At 56.2% G+C, this 13,338-nt stretch carries 13 protein-coding genes; all 13 read left to right on the forward strand.

Annotated features, from left to right (window positions below; translation table 11 throughout):
- The first annotated feature begins 9 nt into the window (after positions 1-9).
- On the forward strand, positions 10-2,460 hold the full coding sequence (trbE, locus tag AC13DA_RS09395; protein ID WP_008294940.1) for a conjugal transfer protein TrbE: 2,451 nt from the start codon (positions 10-12) through the stop codon (positions 2,458-2,460).
- On the forward strand, positions 2,457-3,200 hold the full coding sequence (trbJ, locus tag AC13DA_RS09400) for a P-type conjugative transfer protein TrbJ (RefSeq protein ID WP_008294941.1): 744 nt from the start codon (positions 2,457-2,459) through the stop codon (positions 3,198-3,200). Before trbE ends, trbJ begins: the two co-directional genes overlap by 4 nt.
- Before the next feature lie 12 nt (positions 3,201-3,212).
- The gene (locus AC13DA_RS09405; RefSeq protein ID WP_008294942.1) at positions 3,213-3,527 is read left to right on the forward strand and encodes a hypothetical protein; all 315 of its coding nucleotides are present in this window, start codon (positions 3,213-3,215) and stop codon (positions 3,525-3,527) included.
- Positions 3,524-4,912, forward strand: a complete 1,389-nt coding sequence (gene trbL, locus AC13DA_RS09410) for a P-type conjugative transfer protein TrbL (protein WP_008294943.1) — start codon at positions 3,524-3,526, stop codon at positions 4,910-4,912. Before AC13DA_RS09405 ends, trbL begins: the two co-directional genes overlap by 4 nt.
- Before the next feature lie 17 nt (positions 4,913-4,929).
- On the forward strand, positions 4,930-5,634 hold the full coding sequence (trbF, locus tag AC13DA_RS09415; RefSeq protein WP_028621632.1) for a conjugal transfer protein TrbF: 705 nt from the start codon (positions 4,930-4,932) through the stop codon (positions 5,632-5,634).
- Complete coding sequence (gene trbG / locus AC13DA_RS09420) at positions 5,631-6,635, forward strand: P-type conjugative transfer protein TrbG (RefSeq protein ID WP_008294945.1); 1,005 nt, start codon at positions 5,631-5,633, stop codon at positions 6,633-6,635. Before trbF ends, trbG begins: the two co-directional genes overlap by 4 nt.
- 2 nt (positions 6,636-6,637) lie before the next feature.
- Positions 6,638-7,915, forward strand: coding sequence for a TraB/TrbI/VirB10 family type IV secretion system protein (locus AC13DA_RS09425; protein WP_008294946.1), 1,278 nt, complete (start codon positions 6,638-6,640; stop codon positions 7,913-7,915).
- Positions 7,912-8,157 (forward strand): DUF2274 domain-containing protein, encoded by a 246-nt coding sequence (locus AC13DA_RS09430; RefSeq protein ID WP_008294947.1) that lies wholly within the window; start codon positions 7,912-7,914, stop codon positions 8,155-8,157. The genes AC13DA_RS09425 and AC13DA_RS09430 overlap by 4 nt, the downstream gene beginning before the upstream one ends.
- Before the next feature lie 272 nt (positions 8,158-8,429).
- On the forward strand, positions 8,430-8,813 hold the full coding sequence (locus tag AC13DA_RS09435; RefSeq protein ID WP_482945907.1) for a hypothetical protein: 384 nt from the start codon (positions 8,430-8,432) through the stop codon (positions 8,811-8,813).
- Between the two features lie 93 nt (positions 8,814-8,906).
- Positions 8,907-9,161: a GNAT family N-acetyltransferase gene (locus AC13DA_RS09440; RefSeq protein WP_284451596.1), complete on the forward strand. Its 255-nt coding sequence runs from the start codon at positions 8,907-8,909 to the stop codon at positions 9,159-9,161.
- 61 nt (positions 9,162-9,222) lie between these two features.
- Positions 9,223-9,516, forward strand: coding sequence for an antibiotic biosynthesis monooxygenase family protein (locus tag AC13DA_RS09445; RefSeq protein WP_284451597.1), 294 nt, complete (start codon positions 9,223-9,225; stop codon positions 9,514-9,516).
- 21 nt (positions 9,517-9,537) lie between these two features.
- Positions 9,538-10,050 carry a hypothetical protein gene (locus tag AC13DA_RS09450; RefSeq protein ID WP_284451598.1) on the forward strand — a complete coding sequence of 171 codons (513 nt, stop codon included), beginning with the start codon at positions 9,538-9,540 and terminating at the stop codon, positions 10,048-10,050.
- Positions 10,051-10,338: 288 nt separating this feature from the next.
- A complete protein-coding gene (locus AC13DA_RS09455; protein WP_284451599.1) occupies positions 10,339-13,293 on the forward strand; it encodes a putative bifunctional diguanylate cyclase/phosphodiesterase in 2,955 nt (984 codons plus the stop codon).
- Positions 13,294-13,338: the final 45 nt, after the last annotated feature.

A 13,338-nucleotide genomic window follows, 5' to 3' on the forward strand; every position in this document is an offset into this window, starting at 1 on the left:
AGTGCCGACATGCTGAACCTTGCCGAATACCGCCAGCGGCCCGCACTGCTGGCCGACTGGCTGCCCTGGGCCGGGCTGATCGGGCCGGGCGTCGTCTTGAACAAGGATGGCTCGTTCCAGCGCACGGCACATTTTCGCGGGCCGGATCTGAACAGCGCCACGCAAGGCGAGCTGATCGCCACGTCGGCACGCTTGAACAACGCACTGCGCCGCCTGGGGTCGGGCTGGGCCTTGTTCATCGAAGCCGAGCGCTGCGCAGCGGCGGGCTATCCACGTTCCGATTTCCCCGAGCCGTTGTCCTGGCTGGTGGAGGAAGAACGCCGTGCAGCCTTCGAGGAATCCGGCCACCACTACGAGAGCGCCTATCACCTGACGCTGGCCTACCTGCCACCAGAAGAATCCCGCGCCCGTGCCGCCAAGATGCTCTATGAGAATGCGCCGGGCGATGGCGTGGACTGGCAGGGTCGGCTGGAAGCCTTCGTGGCGGAAACGGATCGCGTGCTCGACCTGCTCGACGGCGTGATGCCGGAGATTGCCTGGCTCGATGATGCACAGACGCTGACCTACCTGCACGCCACGGTTTCGACGCGGCGCTACCAACTGGCCGTGCCCGAAGTGCCTTTCCACCTCGACGCGCTGCTGGCCGATTCCGCCCTGGTCGGTGGCCTCGCGCCCATGCTGGGCAACCAGCACCTGCGCGTGGTGTCAGTGCGGGGCTTTCCGACCTCGACCTGGCCGGGGATTCTGGACGACCTCAACCGCCTGGGCTTTGGCTACCGTTGGAGCACGCGCTTTCTGTGCCTAGACAAAGCCGAGGCGGAAAAAGAACTGGGCCGCCTGCGCCGCCAGTGGTTCGCCAAACGCAAGAACGTCGTCGCGCTGCTGCGGGAAACGATCTTTCAGCAAGAAAGCCCGCTGGTCGATACCGACGCCAACAACAAGGCCGCCGATGCCGATGCCGCCTTGCAGGAGTTGGGAAGCGATCAAGTCGCCTTTGGCTACCTGACGGCCACCGTCACCGTCATGGATGCCGATGCTGCCGTGGCCGACGAGAAGCTGCGCATGGTGGAGCGCGTCATTCAGGGCCGGGGCTTCGTCACCATCCCCGAAACCCTCAATGCGGTGGATGCCTGGCTGTCGTCCATTCCCGGTAACGCCTACGCGAACGTGCGTCAGCCCATCGTCTCGACGCTGAACCTAGCGCACATGATGCCGTTGTCCGCTGTGTGGGCCGGGCCGGAGAGGAACGCGCATCTGGACGGCCCGCCGCTGATCGTCACCCGCACCGATGGCGCGACGCCGTTCCGGCTGGTGACGCATATCGGCGACGTGGGCCACACGCTGGTCGCGGGGCCGACCGGCATGGGCAAGTCGGTGCTGCTGGCCACGCTGGCGATGCAGTTCCGCCGTTATCCCGGTTCGCGCATCTTCGCCTTCGACATGGGGCGCTCGATGCGCGCCACCATCCTGGGGCTGGGCGGCGAGCATTACGACCTGGGCAATGACGGGACGATTGCTTTCCAGCCATTGGCCCGCATCGACCAGGAGGGCTACCGCACCTGGGCCGCCGAATGGGTGGAAGGCCGCTTGCTGCATGAAGGTGTCGCCATCGGCCCGGACGAGAAGGCAGCGATTTGGTCGGCACTGTGCAGCCTGGCCGGTGCGCCAGTGGAGCAGCGCACGCTGACGGGCCTGTCGGTGCTGTTGCAATCGAACGCACTGCGCCAGGCGCTCGCACCCTATGTGCTGGGCGGCGCCCACGGCAAGCTGCTGGACGCCGATGCCGACAGGCTGGGTTCCGGCAGTGTGCAGGGCTTCGAGATGGAAGAACTCATGCATAGCAAGGCGGCGGTACTGGCCGTGCTGGGCTACCTGTTCGCCCGCTTCGATGAACGCTTCGACGGGGCGCCCACGCTGCTGATCCTTGATGAAGCCTGGCTGTTCCTTGATGACCCGGTGTTTGCCGCCCGCATCCGGCAATGGCTCAAGACACTGCGCAAGAAAAACGTCAGCGTCATTTTCGCCACGCAATCGCTGGCCGACATCAAGGATTCAAGCATTGCCCCGGCGGTGATCGAAAGCTGCGCCAGTCGGATTTTTCTGCCCAACCCGCAGGCCACCGAGCCGCAAATTCGCACGATCTACGAGGGCTTCGGCCTCAACAGCCGCCAAATCGAGATCGTGGCGACCGCACAGCCCAAGCGCGACTACTACTACCAATCGCGTCTGGGCAACCGCCTGTTCGACCTCGACCTGGGGCCAGCCACGTTGGCCTTCGCGGGTGCATCCACCCCGCAAGACCAGCGCGACATGGATCGCGTGCTGCTGGACGCAGGCACACCGGGATTTGCCGGTGCCTGGCTGCGCCATCGCGGCCTCGATTGGGCCGCTGACCTGTTGCCGTCCTCACCGGCGGCTGCTTCTTTCCTCGCTTCTCAACGACCGGAGGTTTCACCATGAAGACCCAACCCCGTTTGCTGTCCGTCTCGCTCGCCGCCGTGCTGTCGGTATCGCTGCTGGCAGTGCAGCCCGCGTCCGCGCTGACGGTGTTCGATCCGTCCAACTTCGTGCAGAACACGCTGACCGCCGTGCGCACGTTGGAGCAGATCAACAACCAGATCAACCAACTCCAGAACGAAGCACAGATGCTGATGAACCAGGCGCGCAATCTGGCGAATCTGGACTTCAACATCGTCAATCGCTTGCGTTCGACGCTGGCGACCACCGAGCGGCTGATCGCCGAGGCTCGCGGCCTGGCCTACGACGTGCAGAGCATGGATGCCACCTTTGCCCGGCTGTACCCGGAGCAGTATGCCGCGACCGTCAGCGGCGACCAGATGCTGCACGACGCGCAGGAACGTTGGAAGAACACGCTGAACAGTCTGCACACCGCGATGCGGATGCAGGCGCAGGTGTCGCAGAACCTGGCGCAAGACGAAAGCGCGCTGTCCGACCTGGTCAGCCAGAGTCAGTCCGCCACCGGCGCGCTGCAAGCCATGCAGGCGACCAACCAGCTTCTGGCCTTGCAGGCCAAGCAGTCCATCCAGGCACAGCAGCTCCAGATCACGCAGGAACGCGCCGCCGCGCTGGAACTGGCACGCCAGGCGGCGGCTGTCGAACGTGGCCGGGAAGTGACGCGCCGTTTCCTGGGTGATGGCACGCCCTACACGCCGCAGCGCGTGGATTTCTACGGCAACTGACGGGAGACGGCCATGCGATGCGTTTCCTTGCTGCTTCCCGTGCTGCTGGTCGCTTGCAGTCAGCAGCCGACCGAAGACCTGGCCGCTGCCTTGGCCGCCGATCCCGTGAGACTCAAGGCTTTGCGTGCGCAGTGTGCGGCCGACAGGACGACGGCAGGCGAAGACGCCTGCCTGGCCGCGGCTGAGGCCTTCCGGCGGCGCTTCTTCGCCGGTGAAACCGGGTCTGACGAGTTCCGCACGCTGGCCGATCTGCCGCCGATCCCGCCGAGCTTCGACATACCCATCAGTGACCAGGACGCCATGCCCTTCGAGGGGGACGTGCCATGAATGACGTGACAGTGATCGACCGCTTCCTCGATACCTTCTCGCGCTACATCGACTCGGGCTTTGGGCTGCTGCAGGGCGAAGTCGCGTTCCTCACCGCCACGCTGATCGTCATCGACATGACCATCGCCGGGCTGTACTGGGCGATGAGCCACGCCACCGGCCAGGGCGATGATGTGATCGCCAAACTGCTGCGCAAGGTGCTTTACGTCGGCGCCTTCGCCTACATCATCAACAACTTCAACTGGCTCGCCAGCATCGTCTTCCGCTCGTTCGCGGGCCTGGGCCTGACGGCCAGCGGCTCGACGATGAGCATGGGCGAATTCCTGCAACCGGGACGCTTGGCCAAGACCGGCATCGACGCGGCGGCCCCCATTCTTGAGCAGATCAGCGACATGGCGGGCTTCCCCGAAGTGTTCGTGAACATGACGCCCATCGTGGTCATGTTCCTGGCCTGGGCCGTGGTGATCCTGTGTTTCTTCGTGCTGGCGATCCAGCTTTTCATCACGCTGATCGAGTTCAAGCTGACCACGCTCGCGGGCTTCGTACTGGTGCCGTTCGCGCTGTGGAACAAGACCAGCTTCCTCGCCGAGAAAGTGTTGGGCAACGTGGTGTCTTCGGGCATCAAGGTGCTGGTGCTGGCGGTCATCGTCGGCATCGGCTCGGGCCTCTTCGCCGAGTTCCAGGTGCATCCGGCCGAGCCGTCCATCGACCATGCGGTGGTCGTCATGTTGGCCTCACTGACGCTGCTGGCGTTGGGGATCTTCGGGCCGGGCATCGCCACGGGCCTGGTATCCGGCGCACCGCAGTTGGGTGCCGGCACGATGGCGGGCGCTGCTGTGGGTGCCGCAGGTGCGGCGGTGGCCGTAGGTGCCGCCGCCACCGGCGTGGGTGGTGCCGTGATGGCCGGGGCACGCATGGCACCGGCTGCCGCCAAGCTCGCCGGGGCTGGCGCGCGGGCCGCCACCTCGGCGGCTGGCAGTGCGAAGTCGGCTTTCCAGGCCGGTTCTGCCGCTGCGGGCGGCGGGGCCAAGGGCGCGATGGCAGGTTTGGGGAATGTCGCCAAGGGCGGTGCACAGGCGGCAGGCCAACGCGCCGGTGCTGGCATCAAGGCAGCAGCGGCCAAGGCGGTCGCGCCATTCAAAGCAGGCTGGCAAGGCTCTGGCGCAGAAGGCGGCTCAGGCGGTGGCACTGCAGGGCCAGCCGCCGCAGGCGATGCCGCTGGCAACACAGCCAACGCGCAGAAGCAGGGGCAACCCGGCTGGGCCAAGCGCCTGCAACGCCGCCAACGACTCACCCAGGCCACCACCACGGCCGCGCACACGCTGCGCGGTGGCGACGGTGGCGGTTCGGGCCAAGGCCCGAGCCTGAGGGATTCCGATAGCTGACTTTCAAGGAGAACTCCATGCGATTCAAACGACCGCAGGTGCGCTATGCCGACACGCCGCAGCCTGCCACTCCGTATCAAGCCGCTGCCCAAGTGTGGGACGAGCGCATCGGCTCGGCCCGCGTGCAGGCCAAGAACTGGCGGTTGATGGCCTTCGGCTGCCTGGTACTCGCGCTGCTGATGGCCGGTGGCCTGGTGTGGCGATCGGCCCAGTCCATCGTTACGCCCTATGTCATCGAGGTCGATCAGTCCGGCCAGGTACGCACCGTGGGCGAAGCAGCCACGCCGTACCGGCCCACCGATGCGCAGACGGCGCACCACATCGCACGCTTCGTGACGCTGGTGCGCTCGCTGTCCATCGATCCCATCGTTGTGCGCCAGAACTGGCTAGATGCCTACGACTACACCACTGACCGGGGCGCGGCGGTACTCAACGACTATGCGCGCACCCATGACCCGTTTGCCCGCATCGGCAAGGAATCGGTGACGGTGCAGATCACCAGTGTGGTTCGCGCCAGCGATGCGTCGTTCAACGTGCGCTGGACGGAACGCCGCTATGTCAATGGTGCGGCTGCCGGGCTGGAGCGATGGACGGCGGTGGTGTCCATCGTGCAGCAGACCCCGCGCACCGAAGAACGCCTGCGCCGCAACCCGCTGGGCATCTACGTCAATGGCCTGTCGTGGAGCCGTGAACTGGATTCTTCTGAAGGAGCCAAACCATGAATGCACGTTTCCGTAAGACCGCATTGCCGGTGATTCTGCTGGCATCGACTGTTCTGTTTGCGGGCTGCGCCACGCAGGGCAAACCGCCGCCGGCGATCTCGCTCGATGAGCCGGTGCAGGCTCAGCCATTGCCCGAGCCGCCCAAGCCCATCGAAGTCGTGACAGTGCCCGAGCCCTTGGCGCTGCCCGCACAGTTGAAGCCGCTGCAGGGCATTGATTCGGCCCCGACCACGCCGGAGCCTGCTGACGAGAAGGTGCGCGTCTCCCGCGCCAATGCAGAAGCACGCATCGCACCGACCCGCGAGGGCTACGTCAATGCGATCCAGGTCTGGCCGTTCACCGATGGCGCGCTGTACCAGGTCTATGCGTCTGTGGGCCGCGTGACGGTGATCGCGCTCCAGCCCGGCGAGGAACTGGTGACGGTCGCTGCGGGCGATACCGTGCGCTGGATCGTGGGCGATACCTCCAGCGGCAGCGGTGCCGATCTGCGCGTCAATGTGCTGGTCAAGCCTATCCGTTCCAGCTTGAAGACCAATCTGGTCATCACCACCAGCCGCAGGACGTACCTGCTGGAACTGACTTCGACTGACAAGGCATGGATGGCGTCGGTGTCCTGGGACTACCCCAAGGATCGGATGCTGGCCTTGCAGCGCCAGGCACATGCTGCTAGCGCTGCCGCGCCGGTCGATGCAGGCTTGTCGCTGGAGAACATCCGCTTTCGCTATGCCATCAGTGGCAGCAATCCGCCGTGGAAGCCGCTGCGCGCCTTCGATGATGGCGAGAAGGTCTATATCCAGTTTCCGGCAGGAATCGCCCAGGGCGAGTTGCCGCCGCTGTTTGTCATCGGTGCGCAGGGCGATGGGCAACTGGTGAATTACCGCTTTCGCTCGCCGTACTACATCGTGGATCGGCTGTTCGGTGCGGCAGAACTGCGCCTGGGGGCCGACAAGGGCGATGTGGTGCGCATCGAGCGCACGGATGGCATCGCCGGGAGGAACTGAGCATGAGCCAGGACGACATTCCCGACCTTGCGACGCAGCGGGCGGACAAGGTGGCACCCGAGGCGGTGGCGCTGCGCGCCCAACCGCGCCCGGTCACGCGCCTGAACCGGCGCACGCTGGCCATCCTCGCCGGCTGCTTGTCGATCGGCATCATGGGCGCACTGATCTGGTCGCTGCAACCGCAGCAACGCAGTGCAGGCGAATCCACGGAGCTGTACAACGTGGATCGCGTCTCGCGCTCGGAAGGGCTGGATGCGCTGCCGACGGACTATTCCAAGCTGCCAGCGCTGCCGCCTGACGTGCCGGAGCTGGGGCCACCGCTGCCGGGTGATCTGGGGCCAGCCATCGTGAACTCGCAGCAGCCGGTCGCCGCCACCTATGCCGCGTCGGGCTACGACCCCAACGATGCGCTGCGCAAGGAGGCAGAAGCGGCGGCAGCTTCATCGGTATTCTTCCGCACAGGTTCCCCGCAGGCCGCGCCCGTAGCGCAGTCGCAGGTCGCTGCCGCACCAGGCTTCGCCGCCAATTCCGCTTTCGATCCGATGGCCGCAGGCCCGGCCTCGACGGCGGCCCAGCCTGCTGATCCGACTGCCGTGCAGAACCGGCAAGACCAGAAAGAGGCGTTCCTAAAAGGTGGTTCCACGGAAACCCGTAATTCCGGCAATCTGACCCTGCCGGCTTCGCAGTATCAGGTCATGGCCGGAACGGTGGTCGCTGGGGCGCTGGTGACGGGCATCAAGTCGGACTTGCCGGGCGACGTGATCGCCACGGTGACGGAGCCGATCTACGACACGGCCACCGGCAAGTTCCTGCTGATCCCACAGGGTTCGCGCATCCTGGGCAAGTACAACAGCCAAGTCAGCTACGGTCAGAGTCGCGTGCAGGTGGTGTGGAACCGCATCATCCTGCCGGACACGTCTTCGCTCACGCTCGACAACCTGATCGGCACCGACCCGGCGGGCTACGCCGGTCTGGAAGACGACGTGGACTGGCATTGGGATCGGATCTTTGCAGGTGCCGTGCTGACCACGCTGCTGGGTGTCGGTGCCGAACTGGCTGCACCTGAGAACCGCCAGGACGGCGATCGCGTCATCATCGCCGGGCGCGACAGCCTGCAGGACACCGTGAACCAGGTCGGCCAGGAAGTGACCCGGCGCAATCTCAACATCCAACCCACGCTGACCAGCCGCCCCGGTTTGCCGGTGCGCATCATCCTCAACCGCGATCTGGTGCTACGGCCTTATCAGCCGCTGTTCTTCAACAAGGGGACTTCTCGATGAGCACGACCAAGAAACTGCGGCTGGGGCCGCTACCCAAGACCGAAAGCGTCAAGCTGACCTTCGCTTGCCCGGCCAGCTTGAAAGCCGATCTCGACCGCTATGCCGCGCTGCATGCGCAGGCGTATGGCGAGGCGGTCGATGCCTCGGCGCTGATCCCGCACATGCTGGAGGCGTTCATGGCGGGGGATCGGGGATTCAGGAAAGGAAACGGCAGCAAGGCCGTGCCACCGAAGCCAAGCTGAAGATGCACTAGAACCAGACTGACCATCCCTCGAACGCGCAGCCCAACGCTGCGCGTTCTTCGTTCTGGATAGGCTGCGAGGGAATCGGCTAAGATGACTGAACAAGCCTGCCAGCCATTGGCAATCTCCATCGCTGCAACGCGACTCGACTCTCTTTCTCCAGGCTCTTATGTGGCTCCCAGCCCACAATGCCGCATCCTCTGCGAACGGCATGAAACAGAGCTAACCTATTGCCCCGTATATGGTTTCAAGCTTCGCGTGATTTCAACACAATGCTTGACGCCAGCCATTTTTTATTGCCTAGAGGAGATTGTGAAGATCATGCTCTTGCACTTGCTGATTGGTTAATCGAAATGAATGAAGACGCCAGAGTTGTCCTTGGCGATATAGACGGTAATGGTCATGCATGGGTTGTACTCTTCAAAAATGGTAAAGAATATTTATTAGAAGCAACTAGAAAAAATAGACTCGAACGAAATAAACCCTATCCCCTTGCTAAGTTATATCCTGACTATCACCCCACCTTTATGTTTAACCGACATGGGTTTTGGATGAATAGTGGCAGTAAATATACGACCGATTACTCTGGGAAACACTGGGAACACACGAGTGAGTATAGTAATGAAGCTATACGCGTTTTGAATCCGAAAAGTTAACTTCTGTGGAAATCAATAGAGTCAGAATGTTTGATTTAAAGTAGGTATATTTTAGATCTGGCTAAAACTACTTTTTTCGGCTCCCTTGATTCGGTGTTTTGGGGTTTAGGCTATGCACCTGAAGCGGCGGAAAAGGCATTAGAGTTTGCATTTGAAGAGCTTAATGCTCCTTCAGTTTATGCCTTTACCACGTTGCAAAATCTTCCTTCCCAGCGAGTAATGCTTAAATTAGGAATGGTTAATACGAATCAAGATTTTAGTCATCCTAAGGTGGCTAAAGGTCATCCTCTGGAGCGACATTGTTTATATAAAATCACTCAGAAACAGTGGTTGGAAAAATCTCTATAGCAAATAGTTAACAGTGGCTGACCCCTCTCGCTCTTTATTAATAATAAGGATAATGACTGTTATGACATCGCATCACCATGTTATCGTCAGGTTTCAGCTGGATAGCGAACAAGAACTGTTTGAATTGGTTAACTTAATCAATGAGCTAGAGGAAATAGTTAAAACTTCACCAGACTTCATCTCTGCCAAGCTCCATCGAAATCTCGAAGGGACCGTATTAATAAACTATGCTACTTGGACTTCGCCGCAAGCATATGAAAGCTTCTGGAAAGCATATGTTGTTGATACGGAGACAAACAAAAAAATTAAGTCGTACAAGCCCATGGTTGATCAGGTATTTGCGTTGCAGCAGTAAGACAGATAGTAAGGGTATGAAATGAAGCAGATTATTTTTTTAGCTCTAATGATAATGCCATTACTGTCATTTGCCGGAACGAGTGATGTATTACTGTCGCTTCTCAAAACACCACCGTTGGAAAGAATTCAACTATCTTCAGAAAAACTCAATGCATTAGAGACACTTAAAAAGCTCGGCATCATCAATCCAGAGCCGGATATTGTTGCTGATTACAATCACATTTACATGGCAAACAAACAGGTGCCGATATTAGGTGGGGTGCTGCTGGCTTTAGATGATGAATATTTTGATAGCTATGTTGGCTGTTGTGTTAATCCAGGTATTGCGCTGGTTATCCATGTAGGAAAGAAAAACGCTGACGCTTTAACGCTAATGGAATTTGCAAAAGAAAATGCTTGCTCGGTTACACCTTTCGAGCAGGCCATTATGGCTAATGAATTAGAAGAGTCACTATTGGAGACTTCTAATAAAGAAGACATCGTGGTGCTTTCTTGTAAATTACATGATGAAGCTAATACTCAGATAGAGTGAACAGTGGACTATGAGGTGACGCATATCTTTTTTATCTTATGCTGGGAAGAATAAAAGAAGAAAACGGTTTTCAATATAATTTTATTGATAGACAAACCGGTATTAGGAAAAGAAAATCAAAGCTTTAGATTTGCTGAACTTCCGTGATATGTTCTGAATAATGAGAATTTCTTGGGCTGAGGCTTCAAGTAAACGGGTGGGCCAGTGAAGTTAAGCTTTATGAGAAGGATAGGAAAGTGCGAAATATCAGCATCAACTTGATTGTCCGCCTAATATTCAACTATGCCAATGTCTAATAACACGTTGTTATTATCGCCCCTGCACACAGGCATACTGACATTTATCATTTCCCTGATATTCACACTCTCATTAGCATGGTATCTGGAAACCGACTATGTTGATGACTTAGAAACGCAAGCACTCACCGATGCGACAAACTATACCTATCAACTTGAGTCATCGATTATCCATGAGGCATCCATCGCTTATACGCTGGCTACCTTAGTTAATTTAGATAATAGAGCTATCAACCACTTTGATGAAGTTGTCGGCACGATACTGCCTTCTTATCCTTATATCACCGATATCCTCATTGTCTCTGATGGGATTGTTCGTCAATTTTATTCAACAAGTGATGAAGCGAATTTGCAAAATAAAATTCGTTCCATACCCCCTGGCTATGGTTATATCTCTAAAAGATTAACCATTACCGGACCTTTTCCATTCAAGAATAATAAGCTCAAATTAGCTGCTCGCTTGCCTGTTTTTATCGGCGATAGTGGTGATACAGAAAGAACACATTGGGGCTATGTTGAAGTGGGCATATCGCTTACCGACATTCTCGAAGCACAGCCACTTGAATCCATTACGGCATCAAAGTATCACTATGAACTATGGCGACAAGGCAATGGACAAGATGAGGCACAATTGATTTATGCCTCATCAACAGCAGCTCTCAATAATGCGCTTGAATATCCAGTCAGATTATCAATGGATGAATGGCGGCTCGGCTTGGTGCCTGTTGATGGTTGGCATGATTGGTCATTAACGACCTTACATTTAACGGTTGCTATTTTAGTGAGTTCTCTATTGGCTTATCTGGCGGCCTCATTACATGTTCTGCGTCGACAAGACGTGAGTCTGCAAGCCAAACTGGCCGAAGGCAACGCTCAAATAGATATGACGCAAATGCAGCTTGAAGCCACGTTTGATGCCATTCCTGATCCTCTCTGGCTAAAAGATATTAATGGTCTGTATATCAATTGTAATCATCGGTTTGAAGAACTTTATGGTGATGAAAAAAGTAACATCATTGGGCGTACAGACTACGATTATGTTTCTCAAGAAACAGCCGATGCTTTTCGTCATCATGATCTGAATGCAATAGAAGCAGGCGTAACACTTACCAATCAAGAATGGCTAACATTTGCTGAGGATGGTTATCGTGGATTGTTTGAAACGGTAAAAACGCCATTACGTGATCACGACGGAAACATTGTTGGTGTTATCGGTATTGCTCGTGACATTAGCGAGCACTACAAACACCTAGAAAAAATGCAAGAAAGTGAGATGCGTCTTCAAATCACGCTTGAGTCAACCAAAATTGGTATTTGGGAATGGGATGTCGCTGAAGATGTCTGGTTTGCATCCCCAACTTACCACACCATTTTGGGATATCCGCCAGTGCAAGGGGTAGGCGATCGAGAAAAAGAACTTGCAAAAGTTCATCCAGATGATCGAGAGATGATCAAAGGCAAAATCGGCAGCATTCTTGACCGATCTGAAACCAACTATTACTACGAAGCACGTTTACGTCATGCGGATGGTCATTATCGTTGGGTGGGGGTTCGTGGTAAAGCGGTTGAGTTTGATGAATCAGGTAAGCCCAATCGTATTGTCGGTGTTCGTATGGATATTGATGAACGACGCAAGGCTGAAGAGCAGATCAATTGGCTAGCCCACAATGATGCCTTGACGGGATTACCCAATCGTATTTCCCTAAAAAAACAATTATCAGCCGCACTGAATGCGGCAAAAGAAACAGGCGTTCAACTCGCCGTTCTGTTTATTGACCTTGATAACTTTAAAAACATTAATGATGCGCTTGGCCACAGTGTCGGTGATGCGTTATTACAAATGCTTGCTCAACGCATGCAAGAAGCACTTGAACAAGATGCCATCGTTTCTCGACAGGGCGGTGATGAGTTTATCGCTGTGCTGCCACATACCGATACAGAACAGGCAAAGATCAGAGCAAAAGCATTGATTGATCTGTTCTCAAAACCGTGTGCAATAGAACACTATGAACTCATCGTGACGCCTTCAATCGGTATTAGTTTATTTCCAGATGATGGTGACGACCATGACACGCTGCTTAAATGTTCAGATCTCGCCATGTACAGCGCTAAAAATGAAGGTCGCAATAATTTTCAGTTTTACTCACAACATTTACAAGCCAATATTGAACGCACAACGGCTATTGAAGCGGCTCTGCGTCGTGCTATTGAGCAAAATGAACTCAGACTGGTTTATCAACCTCAAGTTGAGTTGATCAGTAACCATATCAGGGGTGTTGAAGCATTATTACGCTGGCAGCATCCCACCCTGGGTCATATTTCGCCAGTAGAGTTTATTCCTATTGCCGAAGATTCTGGACAGATTATTGCGATTGGTGAGTGGGTTCTTCGAACCGCTGCAAAACAAATGAAGCAATGGCTGGATAACGGCATGCCACTCTCTGTCATCGCTGTTAATTTATCGGCATTACAATTTCGTCATCCGAATCTATTATTCCAAATCACCAAGATTCTGGATGAAGAAGGTTTACCGCCACATTACTTGGAATTGGAACTGACAGAACGCGTGGCAATGTATAAACCTGAAGAAGCGATTGCCATTATGCAAACGTTGAATAAAAAGGGGATTCGCTTATCTATTGATGATTTTGGTACGGGCTACTCCTCGCTGAGTTATTTAAAACGTTTTCCGATATCAAAACTTAAAATTGATCGTTCTTTTGTTAGTCATGTACAAGAAGATAGTGATGATCGAGCCATTATTTCGACCATTATTGATCTTGCGAACAATCTTGGATTAATGACTATTGCTGAGGGTGTGGAGAATGAGCAACAGCTTGAATTTCTTCGTATGCAAGGCTGTAATGAAGTACAAGGCTATTTTTTTAGTCCGCCAACCACGGCAGAGGAAATCGAGAGAATGACAAGTTGGAGCGCAGATGTATAAGGTATTTCGCAACTATAGGTATTAAATGGATTTAAACTATTTACC

Source organism: Methylophaga sp. F-2 (assembly GCF_056859315.1).

Excerpts from the sequence above, each read along its gene's own strand:
- trbE (WP_008294940.1), top strand. The coding sequence starts at position 10 with ATGCTGAACCTTGCCGAATACCGCCAGCGGCCCGCACTGCTGGCCGAC.
- trbJ (WP_008294941.1), top strand. The coding sequence starts at position 2,457 with ATGAAGACCCAACCCCGTTTGCTGTCCGTCTCGCTCGCCGCCGTGCTG.
- AC13DA_RS09405 (WP_008294942.1), top strand. The coding sequence starts at position 3,213 with ATGCGATGCGTTTCCTTGCTGCTTCCCGTGCTGCTGGTCGCTTGCAGT.
- trbL (WP_008294943.1), top strand. The coding sequence starts at position 3,524 with ATGAATGACGTGACAGTGATCGACCGCTTCCTCGATACCTTCTCGCGC.
- trbF (WP_028621632.1), top strand. The coding sequence starts at position 4,930 with ATGCGATTCAAACGACCGCAGGTGCGCTATGCCGACACGCCGCAGCCT.
- trbG (WP_008294945.1), top strand. The coding sequence starts at position 5,631 with ATGAATGCACGTTTCCGTAAGACCGCATTGCCGGTGATTCTGCTGGCA.
- AC13DA_RS09425 (WP_008294946.1), top strand. The coding sequence starts at position 6,638 with ATGAGCCAGGACGACATTCCCGACCTTGCGACGCAGCGGGCGGACAAG.
- AC13DA_RS09430 (WP_008294947.1), top strand. The coding sequence starts at position 7,912 with ATGAGCACGACCAAGAAACTGCGGCTGGGGCCGCTACCCAAGACCGAA.
- AC13DA_RS09435 (WP_482945907.1), top strand. The coding sequence starts at position 8,430 with ATGCTTGACGCCAGCCATTTTTTATTGCCTAGAGGAGATTGTGAAGAT.
- AC13DA_RS09445 (WP_284451597.1), top strand. The coding sequence starts at position 9,223 with ATGACATCGCATCACCATGTTATCGTCAGGTTTCAGCTGGATAGCGAA.
- AC13DA_RS09450 (WP_284451598.1), top strand. The coding sequence starts at position 9,538 with ATGAAGCAGATTATTTTTTTAGCTCTAATGATAATGCCATTACTGTCA.
- AC13DA_RS09455 (WP_284451599.1), top strand. The coding sequence starts at position 10,339 with ATGTCTAATAACACGTTGTTATTATCGCCCCTGCACACAGGCATACTG.